The organism is Bacillus sp. MHSD_36, from assembly GCF_030757775.1.
Lineage (GTDB): Bacteria > Bacillota > Bacilli > Bacillales > Bacillaceae_G > Bacillus_A.
In genome coordinates this window covers 166,171-187,235 of the sequence record NZ_JAVBIS010000006.1, presented here as the reverse complement: position 1 = coordinate 187,235, position 21,065 = coordinate 166,171, and the positions used below count along the sequence as shown (strand labels likewise).

The following is a 21,065-nucleotide window of genomic DNA, read 5'->3' as shown; positions in this document are numbered from 1 at the left end:
TCCACATTACGGAATTAACAACAGAATCATGAAAAATATACTTATTATGACAAATTTTAAGAAAACTCTTTCTTTATGAAATCGAATCCATATGCGTTGCTTTTCTACCTATTATATGGCTAAATAAGTACTATATTTATTTGAAGGGAGAGAACGCAATGGAACATCACACTTCTGTTCTATCACTTATGGTTGTCGTTGCAATCGCGTTTTTCGTTCCCCTTTTGTTACAACGCTTTAAATTAAAAGCACTTCCTGTCGTTGTTGCAGAAATCATCGCAGGAATCTTTGTAGGTAAAAGTGGGTTTAATATTATTGAGCCAGATATGTGGCTTCAAGTCTTATCGACACTAGGATTTATCTTCCTTATGTTTTTAAGCGGTTTAGAAATTGATTTTTCTATCTTTAAACAAAAAGGGAAAAAAAATACGACAAACGAACCAAACACGTTTCAAGCAGCAAGCATTATCTTCTTCTTTATTTTCATCTTATCTTATGCCCTATCATTACTATTCGTATGGCTAGGATTTGTAGATAATGCAATGTTCATGACTTTAATTATTTCAACTATTTCCTTAGGTGTTGTCGTACCAACATTAAAAGAGAATAACTTAGGAAAAACGGCAATCGGACAAATCATTTTATTAGTCGCTGTTATTGCAGATTTAGTTACAATGATTTTACTCGCTGTATTCGTCGGATTAAATTCCGAAAGCGGTCAAAGCATGTGGCTCCTTCTTCTTCTATTCGGCGCTGGTATTGTTATTTACTTCGTTGCAAAACGCTTTAAAAACATTCCATACTTAGATAGCTTAAAAGCTGGTAGTGTACAAATTGATACACGAGCTGTTTTTGCACTCATCTTAATATTAGTTGGGTTATCTGAATCGGTTGGAGCTGAAAATATTTTAGGTGCCTTCTTAGCAGGGGTACTCGTATCATTATTATCACCAAATGAAGATATGGTTGAAAAACTAGATTCTATCGGATATGGTTTCTTCATTCCTATTTTCTTCGTAATGGTCGGTGTAAATTTAGAGGTTTGGTCTATTTTTAAAGAACCTTCTAGCATGCTAATGATTCCAATTTTAATTGTGGGACTCTTTATCTCGAAGCTGCTACCATCACTCGTTTTACGAAAATGGTATCCACGTAATATCGTACTGGGAAGTGCCATCTTATTAACATCAACACTTTCTTTAGTTATTGCAGCTGCACAAATTGGTGAAAAACTAGGAATCATCAGTCCAAGTTTATCTGCTTCCCTTATTTTAAGTGCAGTTATTACTTGTATTTTTGCACCTATATTATTTAAAAAGATGTTCCCAAAAGTAGAAACACCAAAACCAAAGGTTTCTATTATTGGCGCGAGCAGAATTACCCTTCCGTTATCACTTGATTTAAAAAGAGAAGATTATGACGTAACACTTTATATGATACGTCAAAATAAAATAAATGATGAGGAAGCAAAATCACATGACTTCCCTATCGTAAAATTAGATGACATCACAATCGCATCATTAACTGAACAAACAGCATTTAACGCAGACCGTGTTGTTGTTGCAACAAGTGATGATGAGCAAAACTTATTATTAGCAGAACACGCAAAAGAACTAGGTGTTGAACATGTTATTGCAAGCGTAGAAGATCCACTTCTACAAGAAAAAGCAACACAAGAGCATATCGCTGTATTCTCAACAATTAACTCTACACGTATTCTATTACGTGCACTTATTGATAAACCGAGTCTTGTTCGCTTAATTACAACAGCTAACGAAACGGTCCGTGAAGTTGAACTACGAAGCAATAAATATAACGGCGTGGCACTTCGCCGCCTTCCTTTTTTAGGTGATGTACTAGTCATTCAAATTTATCGTGGGAATAAAGCATTAATTCCACATGGTGATACGAGACTACAGCACGGTGATACATTACTTGTAACAGGTTCAAAAGAACATATCGATACACTAAAAAGCATATTAGAATAGAAAATGCCCCTCACATAATTGAGGGGCATTTTTTTCCATTTCATATGGTAAAATGTAACTATCACATATTATGAGGGTGGATCACATTATGTCTATTGTAACTTTAGCTCTTTTATTATTAGCAGAAATACTCGTTGCCATTATTCTCATCGGTGTTAGTATTGAGATTTGTAGTTACGGATGGAAAAAATCGAATGGAATAAAATATTCTTGCCTCCTACTTTCACTCCTTCTCGGAACTGCTAGCATACTCGGACTTCTCGCTGCACCTGCCTATTTCTTCATACAATTAACAGAAAAATCCTTATAGGAAAGGATGTTAATATGATTACCATGAAAAATATTGAGGGATCTGAAACTTACGTATTACGTCAAAAAATTTTACGCCCGAATCAAACATTAGCAGATTGTAAATACCCTTCCGATTATGAAACAGACACCTTTCACTTAGGCGCATTTATAAACGATGAACTAATTAGTATCGCTTCCTTCTCAAAAGAGATACACCCTGACTTACTAACAGGTGTTCATTATCGTCTACGAGGAATGGCCACATTACCTGAATTTCGAAACAACCGTGCTGGAAGCTCCTTAATTCAGAAGGCGGAACAAATCTTGCAAGAGCGCCAAGCAAATATATTATGGTGTAATGGGCGAATTACTGTAGCTGACTATTACAAACGCTTAGGCTTCCAGGAACATGGTGAAATCTTTGAAATTGAACCGATTGGCCTTCATAAAGTACTATATAAAAGAATATAAGAAAAGCTTTCCGCAATATGGGAAAGCTTTTCTTATGTTTCAATCTTCACTTTTTATTCTCTTCATATATATGTATATAAACAAACTAGGCACTAAAAAACAAGCAAACATAATAAGTCCTGTCATACTAATTTCCTTCATCGAAATATCCGGTGTTACAACGATACAAATGGCTAGAATCCCAATAATAATACCTACCGGAATGAATAATAGTTTCATAAAATAGCTACGTGATACTCCGCCCGTATGCTCATACACTTGCACCGAATTTTTTAAATTTAAAAAGTTAATCCCTATTATCCCGCACATAAATATCATTAATAAATCCGAAACACTTTCATATCCTGCATCTCGCAAAACGTAGCGATAAAAAACAATACCTAGTATGACGATATTTTGTAAGATGAAAACGAGCCTAATATGTTTTAGCCCCTCAATCATTAAACGTTCATCTTTCACAATTCTCATCCCCTCACTCCTCTTCCTCCCAAAATAAATCATTCAATGTTTTATCTACCGCATAACAAATTTTCAAACATAAATCTAAAGACGGGTTGTATTTCCCCTTCTCAATTAAACTAATCGTTTGCCTTGTAACGCCTACTTTTTCTGCTAATTGTTGCTGTGTTAAATCTAACTGAACACGCGCGACTTTTATTTTACTTACAGCCATTCATGTTCCCCCTCCATCTGTATTGTAACATATATATTCCATTAAGTAATTTATATTTTGCGTGACTGATTATAGTTTCACTTTACCCCGCATTAACGGGCAGTAAGACTCCCTCCTAATAATTAAGCTAATAACCAGATATCCAGAGAGAGTCAAACTGCCCATAAAAGCCCGATTGGTTCAACTAATAATCAGTGGGGGATGAACAGAACCCCCACTGATTATAGTTTCACTTTATTATACACAAAAAAGGGGCCTCTCATAAGAAGTCCCCTCTCCTATATCTATATTATAAGAATAAATGACATCCAAATAAAATTGTAAATAAGTAGAGTAGCGGATGTACTTCCATCCCTTTCCCCTTCACAATTTTTAAGACTGGATACACTAGAAATCCAATTGCAATTCCATTCGCAATACTAGACGTTAACGGAATACCAACGAAAATTAAAAATGCTGGTAACGCATCATCAAATTCATTCCAATTAATATCACGAAGACTTTGCGCCATTAAACTACCTACAATAATTAACGAAGGAGCTGTAATAGCGGCTACGCTTGATAAAGAAGCAATGACAGGGCTGAAGAATGCCGTTATAATCGTTAGACCGACTACTACAATACCTGTTAATCCTGTTTTACCACCCGCAGCAATACCAGCTGACGATTCAATCGTTGCTGCTGTTGGACTTGTCCCAAAGATAGAGCCTGTAGTCCCACCAATTGCATCCGCAATAAACGCTTTACCAAAACGCTTCTCTGTATTATCTGTAATTAAGCCTGCTTGTTTAATTAAACCGAGTAATGCACCTGTTGTATCAAATAACAGTACAAGTAAAAATGAAAATACAACACCGTATAATCCGTATTCAATTACATCTGAAAAGGCGTTGATTGGATTTGAAACGATAATCCCCTTTGGTAAATGAGGCATCGCAACAATTTTATCCGTAAACTTCAGTTGCCCGGTAAAGAAGGCTATAATTCCTGTCACAATCATACTAATAAATAATGCACCGCTTACACGTAATGCCATTAATACCGCCGCTAATATTAAACCAATTAAAGTTAAAATAACGGCTGGAGAATGGAAGTCACCAATCGTAACTAAGTTAGATGGATGATCAACAATAATTCCAGATAGACGTAATCCAATAAAAGCAATAAATAACCCAATTCCACCTGCAATTGCATGTTTTAAACTGTCAGGAATTGCGACGATTAGCTTTTGCCTAAATGAAGTGAAAGATAATAAAAGAAAAATGATACCTGTTACAAATACTGCTGAAAACGCAATGACATATGTAATCCCCTCTGCCTGTTGAACAACAGAATAAGCAAAATACGCATTCATTCCCATAGCTGGAGCAATAACAATTGGATAGTTAGCTAAAAACGCCATACATAGCGTCCCTACAACAGTCGCAATAATAGTTGCCGTAAAAGCTTGATCAAATGGTACACCTGCATCAGATAATATTTTCGGATTGATGACAAGAATATACGCAAATGTAAAAAAAGTTGTGATGCCAGCTAAAAGCTCTTGCTTCACAGAAGTGTTATATTTTTGTAATTGAAACATGGTTATGTACCCTTCCTACATCTGAATTATTATCACACATTCTTTTCTTACTAGTATGTGAGAAAATATAATACTTAATCTTAACAATCACTAAAAAGAAGAGTCAATATATTCACTAATAGTTCGAATTTTAAGTTTAAGTCTGACAAGTACAGATGTAGTACAGTTCATATTGATTATTTTTGTAGCATAACAGATAGAAATGTTTTATAATTTGAAATAGTTAAATATTTAGTAAACGCATTCAAATATCGTTCACTCTACAAGGGGGATTCTTCTTATGCAGCACACAAACAAATCTGGAACTTTAAACCGTGGTTTAAAAGAAAGACATATTACTTTAATGTCACTCGGTTCAGCTATTGGCGTTGGACTATTTTTAGGATCTGCTTCTGCTATTAAACTAGCTGGTCCTTCTATTCTACTAGGTTATATGATTGCTGGACTCGTCATTTTTTTCATTATGCGAGCACTCGGAGAAATGGCAATTGAACAACCCGTTGCTGGTTCTTTTAGTAAATATGCTTATGATTACCTTGGGCCACTAGCTGGCTACATTACCGGTTGGAACTACTGGTTCCTATGGGTTGTTACTTGTATGGCTGAAATTACAGCAGCTGGCATTTACATGCAATACTGGTTCCCAGATATCCCGCGCTGGACTTGGGCTTTACTCGCTCTATTATTAATGAGTGCTTTCAACTTCTTATCTGTAAAAGTATTTGGAGAACTTGAATTTTGGTTTGCTCTCATTAAAATTGTCACAATTATCTGTATGATAATAGTTGGAGCTGGTATTATTTTATTCGGATTCGGAAACGGCGGTATCGCTACTGGTATTTCCAATCTTTGGTCACATGGTGGCTGGTTCCCAAATGGTTTTTCTGGATTACTACTCTCCATGCAAATGGTGTTATTCGCTTATTTAGGCGTTGAACTAATCGGCGTTACAGCGGGTGAAGCGCAAAACCCGAAAAAAACACTCGCAAAAGCAATCGATAATGTATTTTGGAGAATATTACTGTTCTACGTTGGAGCTCTATTCGTTATGATGGCAATTTATCCATGGAACGAACTTGGTGAGAAAGGCAGTCCATTCGTATTAACATTCCAGCAAATCGGTATTGCAAAAGCAGCAGGAATTATTAACTTTGTCGTATTAACAGCAGCTCTTTCTTCTTGTAATGGTGGTTTATTTAGTACAGGCCGTATGCTGTATACATTAGCTCAGCAGAAAAAAGCTCCTGAAAGATTTGGTCGTTTAAATAAAAATGGCATTCCAAGTCAAGGAATTGTAGCAACAGCTATCGTCTTACTCGTCGGTGTTATATTAAACTATCTTGTACCCGCAAAAGTATTTACATGGCTCACCAGTATTTCAACTTTCGGGGCAATTTGGACTTGGGGTATTATATTAGTCGCTCAAATTAAGTTCCGTAAAAGTTTGCCTACGCAAAACAAACAAAAGTTATCGTATAAAATGCCTTTATACCCATTAAGTTCATATTTCTCACTCGCTTTCCTTGCACTCGTATTAGGTATAATGGCGTATTCAGAAGATACAAGAATTGCATTAATTGTAGGACCAATTTGGCTTATTGGTTTAGCTATCGTGTATTACATGAAAGGTTTCCATAAAATTGATGAAACGCCTAATTCAAAAATTAGTTAAACAAAACATCCCTTCCTTATTACTTGGAAGGGATGTTTTTAAATCTATATAAATATTTCTCAACAAAATTCACGTTATTTTTACAATTTTTTAATATTTTTTATGTTTTCCGTCTTTATTTTTACAGAAAAATAAATTACATTATTAAAGCACATATATTTATTATTAGGGGGATTCTTCTATGAAGAATAAAAAATGGATTACATTTTCTTTAGCAACAGCAATTACACTAAGTATAGGGACTTCGTTCATACCGTCTACTTATGCAGAAAGCTCTGTAGACCCAGCTCCTGAAATTGCTGCAAAAGTTGTAAATCAAAACAATGGGAAAAAAGTATTATTCGATAATACACACGGTCAAACTGCTGGGACCGCTGACTGGGTTATTGATGGTGGCTTTTCTGATTTCGGAAACGGCATTGCCCAAAACGGCTATCATGTAAAAGAACTACGTAAATCAACACCAATTACATACGAAGATTTAAAAGACTACAATGTGTTTATCGTTCCAGAAGCAAATATTCCTTACAAAAAATCTGAACAAGATGCTATGTTACAATACGTGAAAAATGGTGGCAGTATCTTCTTCATTGCCGATCATTATAATGCAGACCGCAATAAAAATCGCTGGGACTCTTCTGAAGTATTTAATGGATATAGACGCGGCGCTTGGGATAATCCTGCAAAAGGAATGTCTACTGAGGAAGTAAACTCACAAGCTATGCAAGGAGTAGAAAGCTCTGATTGGCTATCTGACAACTTCGGTATTCGCTTCCGTTACAATGCAATCGGTGATGTTTCCGCTAAAAATATTGTGTCACCTGAACAATCGTTTGGAATTACAAAAGGTGTTTCATCTGTAGCAATGCACGCTGGTTCAACTCTAGCAATTACAAATCCAAAACTAGCAAAAGGACTTGTTTACCTTCCAGAAAACCCGTCAAAATGGAATAACGCTGTTGATAGCGGTGTTTATAACGGCGGTGGTGTTGCAGAGGGTCCTTATGCTGCTATCGCTAAAGTAGGGCTTGGAAAAGCTGCCTTTATCGGTGATTCTTCTCCTGTTGAAGATGCATCACCAAAATACGTTCGTGAAGATTCTGGTCAAACAAAGAAAACTTACGATGGATATAAAGAAGAAAACGATGCTATCTTACTAGAAAACATCGTAAATTGGCTAGCGAATAAAGAAACATTTACAAGTTTAGATCAAGTAAATGGTTTACAACTTGATTTACCTACTACTTTACAAACATTTGAACAACCAAGCTTATCAACTGAGCCACAACCCGAACCTTGGAGTGCGCCAAATGCAGGTTATCAATGGTTTAATACAAACACTTTCAAACCAGGTTCATACGGTTATAACGGTGCTGTAACAGCAAACGACTACGTAGTTACACATCCTAGCACTCTACCAAACAATGAAGTGTTCCAAATGAAAATTCAAGTAAATAACTTATTACCAAACACAACATACAATAATTACTCTCTAGGTATATTCACGACTGGTGGTACACAAGTAGCAAAAGTTCAAAATACAAACGGTACTTGGCCATCTACTTTCGGATATAGCAGTGCATTCTCTTTCACAACAAACAGCCTAGGTTCTGCTGAGAAAATCGTGAACGTACAAATCGATTCAAATACAACTGGACAAGCAACGCTTCGTCTACGCCAAAATACAACGGCGAAATATAGTGAGACTGTAACGATTAATAAGAAATAATGAAAAAGGCAATCCGGATATGGATTGCCTTCTTTCTACTTCTCTTCTTTTGAGAAAAACATTCTTGAAATAACGATACCTATACTACCTACTATTAAGAATAACACCGCCCTGATCATCATCGATACTTCTGGTAGGTCCAGAAGGAATAGCTTCCCTATCGTTACAACTAAAACGACTAATCCAGCATACAATATTTCATTCATATGTTTATTCCGTCCAAGCCAAACTGCAAATAATGCATATACCATCCACAATAAGGATACTGATACGCTTATTATACTTCCATCTGTAGAGAGCACTTCACCAACTCTAGTAATGGCAATAAATACGATAACCATAAACCAATAGAGCGCTATAGAATAAACGTATTTTCCAAAACTCTTTAACACATCTTTCGCTTGTTTCATGCAGTAATAAAAAGTACCTATTAAAATAATATGAGCAACAAACCCAGCTGAAAGGAAATGATCAAATGGACTAAAAATAGTCTGTATCATTCCAATCGCATAAATCGTCGCACTAACATACAATTTTATTTGTTGTTTTACTTTAATAGCAGTCACCATACCGAGGAAACCTTGTAATAATAATACAATCGCTGCATTCACTAAACTATACTCATATAAAATAGCTAAACTAAATGCTCCCATTGCGAAACCAAATAAAAGATTGGTAAATGTAGAATGTCGATTCTTCCTATATTCAAACACGAACATAATAGCATGCACAAGCGCACTAATCATTAATCCCCATGTTGTAAATTCGGGTATTTTTGAAATGGCTAATATAAAGAAAACTGCATTCGCACTAAATATCGCCAAGCGTGGCTCTAATATAAAACTTCTCTCCGTAAACATATGCCAAAATAATAGTAAGTGAATTAAACCATAAACAACCGTTAACTGTACTTGCAAATCCTTTACTAACATTGACATAATAGCAAAGAAGACAAAAAGGACAATAGCAGCAACAGCATAAGAAATCATATATAAATACTGATAACGATTTTTCAGCGCATACCATAATAAGCTAAGTGTTAATATCGTCTCATATCCAAAGAAAATATACGGATTAGGAGTCGTACTATTTAATAAGAATGGGACGAAGAAAGCTCCTACTGCTACGAAGATAGTAAGATACTCTGATTGATACCTCTTCGCTACATAAATCCCTAAAATGACCCATGCAATATTACATACAAACGCGACACTTGCTGGAATAAAGCCATATAAATAATGTGCCGCAAATGTCGTTAAAACTATACCCGTAATACTTCCTCCTGCTAATACTAATCCTAACGCTTGCCGCTCTCGTTTAATTTGAATATCTCCTATATAATAAAAACCGATTGATAGGACAATACCAAACACAATTCGTATTGCTGGTGTTAATAATCCGGCATCTACACCTGCTTTAAATAACCAGATTACTCCAAGCAACATAATGCCGACAAATATACGTGGCAACCACGTTTGGCAAAACTTAATAATATTAAATGGTTCTCGTTTAAAAGCAGATATGTCTACTTGTTTTACCTCAAGTTCTTGCACGGGCTCTTTTATTGTAACCACTTCTTCTTTTTGTTTTTCCTCTATTACCGTTTCAATACATTCTTTCTTTTCCGTCCTAACATGTTGCTGAGCATTTTCTATTTCTCTTTGTTTTGCTTTCAATTCAAAAAGTGCTTCTTGCATCGTTTCAATTGCTGTTTCGAGTGCTTCTATTTTCTTATTTAAATCTTCCCTCATATACTCCCCCCTCACCATTCATTTAAAACCTATATATTACCAATTACCTTTATCATACTCTTAGTCTATTCATTTTCAATACCATTTTTCCAAAAAAAAGAAAGGTGTTCTCCGAAATAGGAAAACACCTCTTACTTATTTCCTCTTATTGAAAACAATACTCACGATAACACCAATACAAACGCCTATAATAGCTGGAACAATCCATCCAACACCTTCTGCATAAAACGGAATGTATTCCAATACTGATGTCCACTGATTCATCATCACATTTTTATTGAAAATATCGATTGCACTAAATACTGCTACAATCCCAACAGCTACTGCATATACGTATGCATACTTTCCAATATACTTATGGAATAGCCCTAAAATAATAAGCGTTAATGCAACTGGATAAATAAATCCAAGAATCGGTACGGATACTTTTAAAATTTGTGTTAATCCTAAATTAGCTAAAATCATACTAATACAACTTAATATACATGCCCAAACTTTATACGCCACTTTCGGAAATGCACTTGCGAAAAATTGACTACAAGATGTAACAAGTCCAATTGAAACACATAAGCACGCAATCGTGAAAATAAGACCTAATAAAACGACTCCGCCTTGTCCAAATAATGTAGTCATCACTTTTGCTAATACGTTCGCCCCATTATCAAATGGACCTAACGAACCGCTAATTGAACCAACATATCCAAGTATGACATAAATAATAGATAATAATAGTCCTGCTCCAATTCCAGCAATGCTCATATATTTCGCTAAACCTTTATCATCTTCAATACCTTTTGCACGAAGAGCATTTGCAATAACAATCCCAAAAATTAAAGCTGCTAATGCATCCATCGTTAAATACCCATCTAAAAACCCTTGGAACATAGGAGCTTGTCCATAGTTTTCAGCAGCCTCTTTTACATTACCTACCGATGTAAACATGCTTTTTATAAAGATAAGAGCAATCATACCTAATAATAACGGTGTTAAAACCTTTCCGAACAACCCCATTAATTTAGACGGTGATAAACTTAACCAGTACACAATACTAAAGAAAATAACTGTGTAACATAATAAGATTACGCTACCTGCTTCCGGGAATAACTGACCCGGTCCCATCTCAAAAGCGAGACTTCCTGCACGCGGAATGCCAAGGCCTGGTCCAATAAATACATACACGATACACAGAAAAATAATGGCGAATGAAGAATGAACTCTACCCGCTAGCGTTTGAAAACTTCCTGCTTTCGCAATCGCAATAACTCCCAATATAGGAAGACCTGTTGCTGATATAATAAACCCTACTAATGAAATCCACACATGTTCTCCTGCTTCATACCCAAGGAAAGGTGGAAATATAAGGTTCCCCGCTCCAAAGAACATCGAGAATAACATAAGACTAATAAGTAAAATTTCTTTTTTCTGTAACAATTTCATTTCTTTCTCCTTCTTTAATTTCATCTTTTATGAAATCAATTTCACATATAAAAACGTGCAATAAACCGCTTCTTTACAAAGAAAACATAGTCCATAGTCTAACATAAAAGAAACACTCATTCTATAGCTATATCCCTTTTCCAATTTCTTCTGAAAAATCAACCTTTATTGACTTATAATAGTTAATAAGGTAAAATATTAAATGTACAAAATTATTAACTTTGTTTTTGTTTGTGTCAGGAGGAAAATAACATGGAATCAGCGATACAACTAGAAAAAGAACAACAAAGAAAAAAGAAACATCCTCCAGGTTTATACTTACTCTTCTTTACAGAAATGTGGGAAAGATTTAGTTACTATGGATTACGAGGATTATTAACATTATATTTAACGACAGCTTTAGTAAGCGGTGGTCTTGGGTTTAGTCCCGCATGGGCACTCTCTATTTACGGATTTTACACTGGAGCCTGTTATTTCACACCAATGATTGGTGGATACTTAACAGACCGGTTCCTAGGTAGACGAAAAGCGATCACAATTGGTGGTATAACAATGGCAATCGGTAACCTTATACTATTTGCCTTGCAAAACCAAGTCGGCCTATACCTCGGATTAGCGCTTATTATTATCGGTAACGGATTCTTCAAACCGAACATCTCTACACTAGTTGGGGAATTATATGAAGAGAACGATCCAAAACGTGATAGTGCATTTACCATTTTCTATATGGGTATTAACGTCGGATCATTTTTAGCTCCACTCGTTTGCGGATTTTTATCAGAAAATTTATTCAAAACAACGGTTGATGGCGTTGTACATTACGGATTCCGTTACGGATTCTTAGCCGCTTCAATCGGAATGATCATTGGACAAATTTTATTTACAACACTATCAAATCGCTTCCTTGGTGATATCGGTAAAAAACCAACTCGCGATTTACAAACAACAGATGGACAACCATCAGTAGGAGATACACCGTTAACAAAAAAAGAAAAACAACGTACTGCAGTTATCGTCATTTTAACATGCTTCGTTGTCTTCTTCTGGGCTGGCTTTGAACAAGCTGGTAGTTCATTAACATTATATACAAACAAATTTGTAGACCGCTCTGTGTTCGGATGGGAAGTTCCAACATCTTGGTTCCAATCGGTCAATCCATTATTTATTATTTTACTTGCTCCAGTCATTTCAGCATTATGGGCAAAACTTGCAACTCGCAAGCGCGGGGATTTAAAAATCCCAACTAAAATGGGACTTGGTATGATCTTGCTCGGTATCGGTTATATCATTCTCGTTATCGCTACATTAAAAACTGGTAGTGATGAACATAACATTACAGAAAAAGCAAACTTACTATTTATCGTCTTTACGTATCTTTTCCATACGTTAGGTGAGCTATTCCTATCACCTGTTGGACTTTCAATGGTTAGTGCTCTTGCCCCAGTAAAACTTGCTTCTTTATTAATGGGAGTATGGTTAGCAAGCTCAGGTATCGCCAACATTTTAGGCGGACAACTTGCAAGCTTCACAACTTCACTTGGATATGCTGAAGTATTTACCGTAATCGGAGCTGTAGCAATTGTATTAGGTTGTGTTTTATTACTAATTTCTAAAAAATTAGTGAAATGGATGGATTAAAAAAGATGAGGGGAAATCCCTCATCTTTTTTTATGCATTCTTACCTTTTTCTATCGCTTGTTCGTACAGCTCTTTATGTTCTTTATATTCACTTGGCACAAAATTCTTATAGAAGAATGCAAGCCAACTGTCTCCTTTTTTATATCCTTCTTCTCTAATTTCTGCTGCTTTTTTATTTGATTTAAATCCTTCAGTAAACCATTTCTTTAACGATTCATTTTTTTCATACTTAGCAGGCACTTTCAAATCATAGTTCTCAAACGCATATTTATATCCAGCCTTTTCTACTGCTTTTTTTGTAGATTTATAACCCTTTTCATAAGCTGTTTCATACGCCTTCACGTACACATCTTTCTCTCTATTTCCAGGGTTCTTTCCAGCTAGTTCTTTACCTGCCTTTTCCCCTAGTTCAGCTTGCTCTTTTTCAATTTTTTCTGTTCTTTCTTTATTCCCTACTTGGAAACCTTCTGCAAAGTTTGGCTTAAACTCTGGAACAATTTGACTATCTTCCATCATCTCTTGTGCTAAACCTTGCTCTTTTCCTTTTTCAAAATGCGTTTTCTTCTGCTCTTCTAAAGACCAAGATGCAGCATAAGCAATTTTGAATGCTTCTTTATATGTATCTGATTTTCCAGTTAAATGTGATTCCACATCATTTTTCCCTACTTTGAAATCAGTCTCTCCACTTTTTTGTCCCTCAAGCTGCCCTTTTTCCATATCAGCTTGACGCTGTGCTTCCTCTCGCTTACGTGCCTCTTCAGCTACACGTTGTCTCTCTTCCTCTGCCTTTCTTTGTTCTTCCGCTACACGCTGTCTTTCTTCTTCAGCTTTACGCTGCGCCTCTGCGGCACGTTGTTTTTCAGCTTCAGCATTGCGCTGCGCTTCCGCTTGTCTTTCAGCTTCTACAGCACCATTATTATTTTGACTGGGAGCTGGACTTGTTGCACCACTACTAGAAGCTGGTTTATTGTGATAATGATATTCCCCGTACTGCAATCCCCATTTTTCACAATTTGTACGACACGTATGCCCACCATTAGCATCTGTACGCCCTGGATGCGCATAAGCTGAAATTGGAGCTACCAATAATGCTACACTTGTTGTTAAAAGAAGTTTCTTCACCTGTTGTTTCACTCTTGTTCCTCCCAAAATCTTGAATTCTAAATTTATTATACATAAATAGAAAAATACTTAAATACCAACTAAAATATTCTATTATTTCTCAACATTAGTAAAAAAGAAGGTCAACTCTTAGAGAGTTGACCTTCTTTTTTATTTCTTCGCCTTCGTTCCTACTAAATCACCAGCAACAACGTAACGCTTAGAATTATCCTTCACAGATACACATGTAATAAGCGTTATTTCATCTTTCCCATGATCTTCAACAACTTCCCACTTATCAGGAGTTACTTCAGATACACCAGTAACCGCATATTCATATTCGTTTTCATTATCATACAAATAAATTTTGTCACCTTTTTTTAAAGAGGATACATCACTAAATAAAACACCTTTTTTAGACATATTATGTCCTGCTAATGCATAGTTCCCTTTTCCCATTACTTGATTTTCTTTTACTGTCGCTGCACCAGATAATAGATTTTTCTCAGTAGAAGATTTTAAAACAGGAAGTTCTAATGAAACACTTGGGATCGAAATACGCCCAATTACTTGTTTCTTATCTAATGATGCATTCGCCACTTCTGCCAAGTCTGGCTGATTAATTTTCGAAGCATCTACAAATTCCGTCTCATGTTTTTCATAATCCATCTTTTGAACAGCCTGCACATTTTCAGTCTGTTTCTTTTCAGCCTGATATCCATCATAAAATGGCTTTCCGATTAACACACCACCTACAACAAATAGAAGGATTGCTACTATACTATAAATTCTTTGCTTATTCATATACAATTCCTTTCCCATACAAAATCTTACTCTATATAAAATGATAAGATAATATTGCTATATGTACAAGTATAAGCTAAAAAGAAACCTTCTTGCCGATGCAAGAAGGTTTCTTTTTAAGCGATTTTATTTCGATATAAGGATACGTGGAAAATCGTCATTTGAATAAAGAAAATACTAAATGCAATATATACCGGATATGCAGGAATATATAGATTAGCAATTGGAGAAAGAGTTAAAAAACCAACCGCACAAGGCAACACGTACCATAATGACATAAATGTAGTACGACAAGCTTTTTCTGTAATTGCCTTTTCTCGTTCATCTTCTTGAGGAAATAATAGTGGAAACATCCAATACGAGAGCTTTTTATATTTTTTCTTTTGAATTTTATAAAGAATAGTCGATACAATACTAAATATTAATAGTAATGTTAGCGGCATTAAACTCAATGAAATTTCAAATGGTACTCTCTCCGTTTGAATAAAGTTAGCAACTTCGATAGTAAAATAATACAACTCAATAAACGCCCAACCTGCTAATACCATTAAAAGTACATTTAACATATAAGAAAATACAAGTCTATTCATCCTCTTCCCCCTCCTTATTTAAAACAAACACATCTTCCATCTTTAACTGAAATACATCGCAAATCATAAGCGCTAATAATAATGAAGGAACATAATCCCCTTTTTCAATTGCAGCAATCGTTTGTCTCGTCACTCCAACCTTTTCTGCTAATACACTTTGCGAAAAATTAAACCGCGCTCTTAATTCCTTCACTCTATTTAAAATGGTCAAATTTACCACCTCTCATTTATATTGTATGCTAACCTTAACAAAATGTAAACTCAACTTAACATTATTTTCACAAAAAAATCCAACTTTACGTATTGTAAAGTTGGATTACATATTAATTTAAAATTTTAACTTTAACTGTTCTTCTACCCCACTCATTAGCTTGAGCTGAATTTGGCATTAATAGATCAATGATATGCCCTTTTATTGCACTACCAGTATCTCCAGCAATTGCAGTTCCATATCCTTCTACATATACAGTAGAACCTAATGGGATAACAGATGGATCTACAGCAATTAATTTCATGTTTGGATTTGCAGTTAAATTATGTCCTAACTTAGATTTTACAGTTTCACCCGGTTTATAGCCATTTTCAGATGGATCAGCTGTATAAGCCGTTGCTGTTACGTAAAATTCTTTTCCACCTTGAGCTGGTTTCGTATCAGACTTAGACTCTGTTTCTGTATTTTTCGCTACAGCTACAGGTTCAGCTGGTTTACTAGCTTTTTCCTGCTTTTGCTTTTCAGCAATTTCCGCTTGCGCTTTCGCTAAAGCTTCTTGCTCAGCCTTTGCAGCCGCTTCTGCTTTCGCACGCTCTTCTGCTGCAATTCTTGCTGCTTCTTGCTCACGAGCAATTGTTTCTTGCACTGCCTTCATATTTGACTCAATTTTAGCTTTCTCTTCTGCTGCTAAATTAAGTTGGCTTGCAACCTGATTATATTTAGCTTGAACTGTTTGTAAGTTATCTTGACGTTTTTTCAAGTTATCTTGCAACTCAGCTTGTGCTTTTGCTAATTTTTGTTTGTCTACTACTAAAGATGCTTCTTTTTCATCAATTGTTTTCTTATCCTCTTCAATTTGACGAAGATCTTGTTCTTGTAGACGTAAAATTTCTTTATCAGCTTCTAAAATAGTAGAAACTGCATTCATACGTTGTAAGAAATCTGCAAAGTTCTTTGACTCTACTACAACTTCTACTACTAAACTTGTATTTGAACTGTTTTGAACAGAAACCATACGTTTTCTCATAATATCTTTACGAGCAAGGACTTTATCCTCTAAAACGACAATTTCGTTCTTTTTTTGCTCAATCTGCTTATGTGTTTCATCGATTTTACGTTGAATAGCAGTTTGATCCTCTTTATTTTTTGCAATTGTATTATTTAAATTATGTAGTTCGTTTTCGATACCTTGAATTTCTTTACTAACAGCTTGCTTCTCTTGCTCTTTCTTTTGCATTTCTGCATCGTTTTGCTGCAATTGCTGTTGCATGTTGTTAAGTTTCTCGTCGTTTGACTCTGCTTTAACAGCGACTGTACTAGAAAGACCGATAATGCCTGCTAATACTAGACTACTGATTCGCTTAAAATAGTTCATAATCCGACTCCCTTCTTATACAGTTATACATGATTTATTTTACAGTTTGTTTACAATACCATTAAATACAGTTTATTTTTCATGACGAAAAAAAGGGAATTATGCATAAAATGTAATAGATTCTTAAATATTTAACAATTCCTATATTTAAAAATTATAAAAGATGCTAAAATCCAAATATAGAGAAAATATAACTTCTAAAGGCGGTTGAAATAAATATATGTTTACTCAAAAGAAATCACTCCAACATAAAATTGATCAATTAGAAAATCGTATACAAGAACTAGAAGCAGAATTAAAACAAAAGGATATCGAACAACAAGAGACTATTTCTTCTATCCACGATCGTGTACAAAGAGTTGTTCAAGAACATAAACTTGTAAATAACCAGCACCATACACTTCAAAATCTAGTTCAACAATTAAACTCATGTTTTGAAAATGTTTCAACACGTACAACACATTCCAATGAATTGAATAACGAAATGTTACAAAAAGAACAAAGCTTAATTCAATCTATTGAAGAAATTATTGACTGTTCTAATGAAGGAAAAGAATCTGTTCATCGCTTACTTATTGTAATTAACAAATTAGGTGAACAATCTCAGCGCACTTCAAATAGTATGAATCATTTAAGCGAACGCTCAAAAGAAATCGAGCAAATTGTAGAAGTTATTCAAAACATTGCAGCACAAACAAATTTACTTGCTTTAAATGCAAGTATTGAAGCTGCGCGTGCTGGAGAACATGGTAAAGGATTCGCTGTTGTTGCCAATGAAGTAAGAAAACTAGCTGAAAGTACAGCCGAAAGTACAAAAAACATCGGAAACTTAACGAAAAAAATTCAAGAAGAAATTGAAAAAGCATACGATAATACAAAAGATAATTTGCATTTAGTCGATGAAGGTGTAGAAATGAGTGCCGATACAAACGCTAGAATCGAAAATATTTTAATTATGATTCAAACGTTACAAAACGGTGCTACAAATGTTATTAAAGCTATTGAAAACCAAAAGACTTGTAATGATGATATATTACGAGAATTCGCTAATACACAACAAATGTTCCAAAAGTTAAATACTACTATTATGAATCACATTCATGATGCTGAGAAAGTCGATGTTCAATTAACGAAAAGTCTTGAAGAAACAGTAGTTTCTCATTAATAGTAAAAATCCCTTATACTGTTATAAGGGATTTTTATTATATTTCGAATATTTATTTCTTCTCAATATTGAGCCATATCTTTGTTATAATGGACAAGTTGTTTCTTTCGACTATTAAACAAGGAGGTTATTATGGAACAATTTTACTACATTTTAAAATATTTAATTCTTGGTCTGTTCCAAGGACTAACAGAACCGATTCCGATTTCTTCAAGCGGTCACCTCGTTTTGGCACAGCATTTGCTAGGACTAAAAATAGAGGGGTTTAGCTTTGAACTACTTGTTAATACAGCCTCATTATTAGCTGTATTACTTATTTATAGAAATGATTTAATTCGTCTAACAAATAATGGTCTATCTTATATATTTACAAGAGCAGAAGATGCAAAATCAGATTTCTTCTTTATTATTTACCTTGTCATTGCGACCATTCCAGCAGGTGTTATCGGTGTTTTATTTAAAGATTACATCGATCAGTACTTAAAAGGTGTGAAAATGGTTGGGATTTCCCTTCTTATTACCGCTGTCGGCCTTTGGATTATTAGAAACTTGCGCGGACGTAAAAATGATGGCGATCTTTCTATGAAAGATGCAATCATCGTCGGATTAGCACAAGCTTGCGCACTAATTCCTGGAATAAGCCGCTCAGGTGCAACAATTGTAGCAGCGATGTTACTTGGTATGAAACAAGAAACAGCACTTCGATTCTCGTTCCTACTATATATCCCTGTTAGCTTAGGTGGCTTATTACTAAGTATTACAGACATTGCAAAAGATCCAAATTTAGACACATTATTCGTACCATATGTCGTTGCTTTTATCGCAACCTTTATCATGACATATATTTCGTTAAAATGGTTTATGAACATTATGGCAAAAGGAAATTTAAAATATTTCTCTTTCTATTGCATTATCGTAGGTGTACTAACTCTTATTTTCTTATAAGGTGAAACTTACAAATCAAATGCTACCTATATGCACGACCCTCTCGCTTGCCATTCCTAAAAGACATGTAAAGCCCCTCTTACTTTTTTGTACAGTAAGAGGGGCTCTTTTATGCGTATACTTTCTTTTCTTGACAATACAAACGAATAACATGTTTATTTTGTTGAAATACATCATGCGTTAGGCGGATAATAATAAAATTTCGTTTTGTTTGATCATCATGAACAAAAATCTGTTCTCCCTCCTGAAAACGCCATGCACTTTCAAAAGTTGTAATATGATCCCCACTTACAGAAAAAAGCTCATATCGCATATCTTGTACCCTCTCTCAACTTATAATAATCATAATATCCTTATATTAAATTTAGTATAACTTAATTCCGTTTAAATTTGTAATTTTTTCTATTTCGAAATATTTTAATTTTGTTTTCAGGTTCTTTTAACGTTATAATGATAAACGAATTTTCATTGAAAGGAGTTTCATTTTGACTGCATATTTATTTCCAATAAAAACAGCATTTATTTTATTTCCTATTTTAGCAATGTTTCTATTAATCCCTTTTTTAATATTTAATTATCGCAAGTACGGTTATTTAAATAAATGGCGTTCATTTATTTTATACTCATTATTACTTTATGTATTAAATGCCTATTTTCTTGTTATTTTACCTTTACCCCAAACATATGACACGTGTAGCCTACAACCAGCTAATACACAACATATGCAGCTCTCACCATTTTATTTCATACAAGAAATTGGTAATCATACCTCAGCGATTTTAACGAAACCAGCTACGTACTTCTATTTATTAAAGGAATCTGCATTTTTACAAGTTGCATTTAACGTTCTATTAACCGTTCCATTCGGTATTTACTTACGTTATTATTTCCGACGTAGTTTCTTACAAACAATTTGTATTTCTTTTTGTCTTTCACTCTTTTTCGAGCTAACACAAGTAACTGGACTATACGGTATATATAATTGTGCATACCGCTTATTTGATATAGACGATCTATTTTTAAATACATTAGGAGGCGTAATTGGCTTTATCATTGCACCAATATTTACGTACTTCCTTCCGAAAACAAGCGAATTAGATATTCATATTGATTTAGAAACGAAACCAGTCGGATTCGTTCGTCGCTTTATCGCGATGCAAATTGATTGGATTTTCTTATCCATCGTTGTACCTGTCATTAAAAACAAAGGAAATTATTTCTTTGTTTCTAATATTCAATCTTACACAAACATATACGAACTCATTTTCATGACGTGTTCGATCTTTATTTACTTTATTATCATTCCATACTTTACGAATGGAAAGACAATTGGTAAAGCATTACTTCGTATTTACGTGAAAGGAAAATCAGATCGTATTACGTTGAAGGAGCTATTCATCCGCTACGGTATATTCTATTTCATTTTAGGCGGAATCAATTATATTCTTTCGAGTAGCTCTATTTTAAATCTTAAAGAGCCTTTAGTATTAGTAGTTATATTATTATTCCAACTCGTAATTAACGGCCTATTTATTATTCATGTTTTATTACATGTATTTAGTCGTGATAAGTTACTATTTTACGAGCGCATTAGTCAAACAAGAAACGCGATCATACTAAAAAAAGCTGACAAGTAATACTT

Annotated in this window: 20 protein-coding genes; 9 read left to right on the top strand and 11 right to left on the bottom strand. The window is 34.7% G+C overall.

Translation table 11 applies throughout. The features are described from left to right. Positions 1–158 precede the first annotated feature (158 nt). The 3 genes from Q9B79_RS22355 to Q9B79_RS22345 all read left to right on the top strand — a co-directional run bounded on the left by Q9B79_RS22355 (position 159) and on the right by Q9B79_RS22345 (position 2,750). A complete protein-coding gene (locus Q9B79_RS22355; protein ID WP_306187736.1) occupies positions 159–1,988 on the top strand; it encodes a monovalent cation:proton antiporter family protein in 1,830 nt (609 codons plus the stop codon). A 70-nt stretch (positions 1,989–2,058) separates the two neighbouring features. Next, positions 2,059–2,298 (top strand): DUF4022 family protein, encoded by a 240-nt coding sequence (locus Q9B79_RS22350; RefSeq protein ID WP_306187733.1) that lies wholly within the window; start codon positions 2,059–2,061, stop codon positions 2,296–2,298. A gap of 14 nt (positions 2,299–2,312) precedes the next feature. Further along, positions 2,313–2,750, top strand: coding sequence for a GNAT family N-acetyltransferase (locus tag Q9B79_RS22345; protein ID WP_306187731.1), 438 nt, complete (start codon positions 2,313–2,315; stop codon positions 2,748–2,750). A 39-nt stretch (positions 2,751–2,789) separates the two neighbouring features. Here Q9B79_RS22345 and Q9B79_RS22340 read toward each other — a convergent pair whose 3' ends face one another. The 3 genes from Q9B79_RS22340 to Q9B79_RS22330 all read right to left on the bottom strand — a co-directional run bounded on the left by Q9B79_RS22340 (position 2,790) and on the right by Q9B79_RS22330 (position 5,005). Further along, on the bottom strand, positions 2,790–3,218 hold the full coding sequence (locus Q9B79_RS22340; RefSeq protein ID WP_306187729.1) for a hypothetical protein: 429 nt from the start codon (positions 3,216–3,218) through the stop codon (positions 2,790–2,792). 4 nt (positions 3,219–3,222) lie between these two features. Continuing rightward, positions 3,223–3,423 carry a helix-turn-helix transcriptional regulator gene (locus tag Q9B79_RS22335; protein ID WP_000301181.1) on the bottom strand — a complete coding sequence of 67 codons (201 nt, stop codon included), beginning with the start codon at positions 3,421–3,423 and terminating at the stop codon, positions 3,223–3,225. A gap of 289 nt (positions 3,424–3,712) precedes the next feature. Next, positions 3,713–5,005, bottom strand: coding sequence for an NCS2 family permease (locus Q9B79_RS22330; protein WP_306187727.1), 1,293 nt, complete (start codon positions 5,003–5,005; stop codon positions 3,713–3,715). A gap of 280 nt (positions 5,006–5,285) precedes the next feature. On the opposite strand from Q9B79_RS22330, the gene Q9B79_RS22325 reads away from it, so the two are divergent. Further along, positions 5,286–6,677, top strand: coding sequence for an amino acid permease (locus Q9B79_RS22325; RefSeq protein WP_306187725.1), 1,392 nt, complete (start codon positions 5,286–5,288; stop codon positions 6,675–6,677). A gap of 181 nt (positions 6,678–6,858) precedes the next feature. After that, positions 6,859–8,406, top strand: a complete 1,548-nt coding sequence (locus tag Q9B79_RS22320) for a DNA-binding protein (protein ID WP_306187723.1) — start codon at positions 6,859–6,861, stop codon at positions 8,404–8,406. 35 nt (positions 8,407–8,441) lie between these two features. On the opposite strand, the gene Q9B79_RS22315 is transcribed toward Q9B79_RS22320, so the two are convergent. Together Q9B79_RS22315 and brnQ1 are read right to left on the bottom strand one after the other, a co-directional pair. Then, the gene (locus Q9B79_RS22315; protein WP_306187721.1) at positions 8,442–10,157 is read right to left on the bottom strand and encodes a DUF2339 domain-containing protein; all 1,716 of its coding nucleotides are present in this window, start codon (positions 10,155–10,157) and stop codon (positions 8,442–8,444) included. A gap of 135 nt (positions 10,158–10,292) precedes the next feature. Beyond that, the gene (brnQ1, locus tag Q9B79_RS22310) at positions 10,293–11,594 is read right to left on the bottom strand and encodes a branched-chain amino acid transport system II carrier protein BrnQ1 (protein ID WP_306187719.1); all 1,302 of its coding nucleotides are present in this window, start codon (positions 11,592–11,594) and stop codon (positions 10,293–10,295) included. Positions 11,595–11,846: 252 nt separating this feature from the next. Here brnQ1 and Q9B79_RS22305 point away from each other — a divergent pair, with 252 nt between their 5' ends. Continuing rightward, entirely contained in the window at positions 11,847–13,232 is a 1,386-nt protein-coding gene (locus Q9B79_RS22305; RefSeq protein ID WP_306187717.1) for a peptide MFS transporter, read from the top strand. A 30-nt stretch (positions 13,233–13,262) separates the two neighbouring features. On the opposite strand, the gene Q9B79_RS22300 is transcribed toward Q9B79_RS22305, so the two are convergent. The 5 genes from Q9B79_RS22300 to Q9B79_RS22280 all read right to left on the bottom strand — a co-directional run bounded on the left by Q9B79_RS22300 (position 13,263) and on the right by Q9B79_RS22280 (position 17,313). Next, positions 13,263–14,366 carry a YHYH domain-containing protein gene (locus Q9B79_RS22300; RefSeq protein WP_306187715.1) on the bottom strand — a complete coding sequence of 368 codons (1,104 nt, stop codon included), beginning with the start codon at positions 14,364–14,366 and terminating at the stop codon, positions 13,263–13,265. Positions 14,367–14,504: 138 nt separating this feature from the next. Then, complete coding sequence (locus Q9B79_RS22295) at positions 14,505–15,137, bottom strand: class A sortase (protein ID WP_306187712.1); 633 nt, start codon at positions 15,135–15,137, stop codon at positions 14,505–14,507. A gap of 116 nt (positions 15,138–15,253) precedes the next feature. Beyond that, a complete protein-coding gene (locus Q9B79_RS22290; protein ID WP_001977888.1) occupies positions 15,254–15,727 on the bottom strand; it encodes a hypothetical protein in 474 nt (157 codons plus the stop codon). Then, complete coding sequence (locus Q9B79_RS22285) at positions 15,720–15,938, bottom strand: helix-turn-helix transcriptional regulator (RefSeq protein WP_000154007.1); 219 nt, start codon at positions 15,936–15,938, stop codon at positions 15,720–15,722. Before Q9B79_RS22285 ends, Q9B79_RS22290 begins: the two co-directional genes overlap by 8 nt. A 112-nt stretch (positions 15,939–16,050) precedes the next feature. Next, a complete protein-coding gene (locus Q9B79_RS22280; protein WP_306187708.1) occupies positions 16,051–17,313 on the bottom strand; it encodes a 3D domain-containing protein in 1,263 nt (420 codons plus the stop codon). A gap of 220 nt (positions 17,314–17,533) precedes the next feature. Here Q9B79_RS22280 and Q9B79_RS22275 point away from each other — a divergent pair, with 220 nt between their 5' ends. Then, on the top strand, positions 17,534–18,478 hold the full coding sequence (locus Q9B79_RS22275) for a methyl-accepting chemotaxis protein (protein WP_306187706.1): 945 nt from the start codon (positions 17,534–17,536) through the stop codon (positions 18,476–18,478). A gap of 132 nt (positions 18,479–18,610) precedes the next feature. Further along, positions 18,611–19,423 carry an undecaprenyl-diphosphate phosphatase gene (locus Q9B79_RS22270; protein WP_306187704.1) on the top strand — a complete coding sequence of 271 codons (813 nt, stop codon included), beginning with the start codon at positions 18,611–18,613 and terminating at the stop codon, positions 19,421–19,423. Between the two features lie 109 nt (positions 19,424–19,532). Here Q9B79_RS22270 and Q9B79_RS22265 read toward each other — a convergent pair whose 3' ends face one another. Continuing rightward, positions 19,533–19,736, bottom strand: coding sequence for a hypothetical protein (locus Q9B79_RS22265; RefSeq protein ID WP_001268332.1), 204 nt, complete (start codon positions 19,734–19,736; stop codon positions 19,533–19,535). Between the two features lie 172 nt (positions 19,737–19,908). Here Q9B79_RS22265 and Q9B79_RS22260 point away from each other — a divergent pair, with 172 nt between their 5' ends. Continuing rightward, the gene (locus tag Q9B79_RS22260; RefSeq protein WP_306187702.1) at positions 19,909–21,060 is read left to right on the top strand and encodes a VanZ family protein; all 1,152 of its coding nucleotides are present in this window, start codon (positions 19,909–19,911) and stop codon (positions 21,058–21,060) included. Positions 21,061–21,065 lie beyond the last annotated feature (5 nt).

Coding starts and splice junctions, on each gene's coding strand:
- Q9B79_RS22355 (WP_306187736.1), top strand. CDS start 159: ATGGAACATCACACTTCTGTTCTATCACTTATGGTTGTCGTTGCAATC.
- Q9B79_RS22350 (WP_306187733.1), top strand. CDS start 2,059: ATGAGGGTGGATCACATTATGTCTATTGTAACTTTAGCTCTTTTATTA.
- Q9B79_RS22345 (WP_306187731.1), top strand. CDS start 2,313: ATGATTACCATGAAAAATATTGAGGGATCTGAAACTTACGTATTACGT.
- Q9B79_RS22340 (WP_306187729.1), bottom strand. CDS start 3,218: ATGAGAATTGTGAAAGATGAACGTTTAATGATTGAGGGGCTAAAACAT.
- Q9B79_RS22335 (WP_000301181.1), bottom strand. CDS start 3,423: ATGGCTGTAAGTAAAATAAAAGTCGCGCGTGTTCAGTTAGATTTAACA.
- Q9B79_RS22330 (WP_306187727.1), bottom strand. CDS start 5,005: ATGTTTCAATTACAAAAATATAACACTTCTGTGAAGCAAGAGCTTTTA.
- Q9B79_RS22325 (WP_306187725.1), top strand. CDS start 5,286: ATGCAGCACACAAACAAATCTGGAACTTTAAACCGTGGTTTAAAAGAA.
- Q9B79_RS22320 (WP_306187723.1), top strand. CDS start 6,859: ATGAAGAATAAAAAATGGATTACATTTTCTTTAGCAACAGCAATTACA.
- Q9B79_RS22315 (WP_306187721.1), bottom strand. CDS start 10,157: ATGAGGGAAGATTTAAATAAGAAAATAGAAGCACTCGAAACAGCAATT.
- brnQ1 (WP_306187719.1), bottom strand. CDS start 11,594: ATGAAATTGTTACAGAAAAAAGAAATTTTACTTATTAGTCTTATGTTA.
- Q9B79_RS22305 (WP_306187717.1), top strand. CDS start 11,847: ATGGAATCAGCGATACAACTAGAAAAAGAACAACAAAGAAAAAAGAAA.
- Q9B79_RS22295 (WP_306187712.1), bottom strand. CDS start 15,137: ATGAATAAGCAAAGAATTTATAGTATAGTAGCAATCCTTCTATTTGTT.
- Q9B79_RS22290 (WP_001977888.1), bottom strand. CDS start 15,727: ATGAATAGACTTGTATTTTCTTATATGTTAAATGTACTTTTAATGGTA.
- Q9B79_RS22280 (WP_306187708.1), bottom strand. CDS start 17,313: ATGAACTATTTTAAGCGAATCAGTAGTCTAGTATTAGCAGGCATTATC.
- Q9B79_RS22275 (WP_306187706.1), top strand. CDS start 17,534: ATGTTTACTCAAAAGAAATCACTCCAACATAAAATTGATCAATTAGAA.
- Q9B79_RS22270 (WP_306187704.1), top strand. CDS start 18,611: ATGGAACAATTTTACTACATTTTAAAATATTTAATTCTTGGTCTGTTC.
- Q9B79_RS22265 (WP_001268332.1), bottom strand. CDS start 19,736: ATGCGATATGAGCTTTTTTCTGTAAGTGGGGATCATATTACAACTTTT.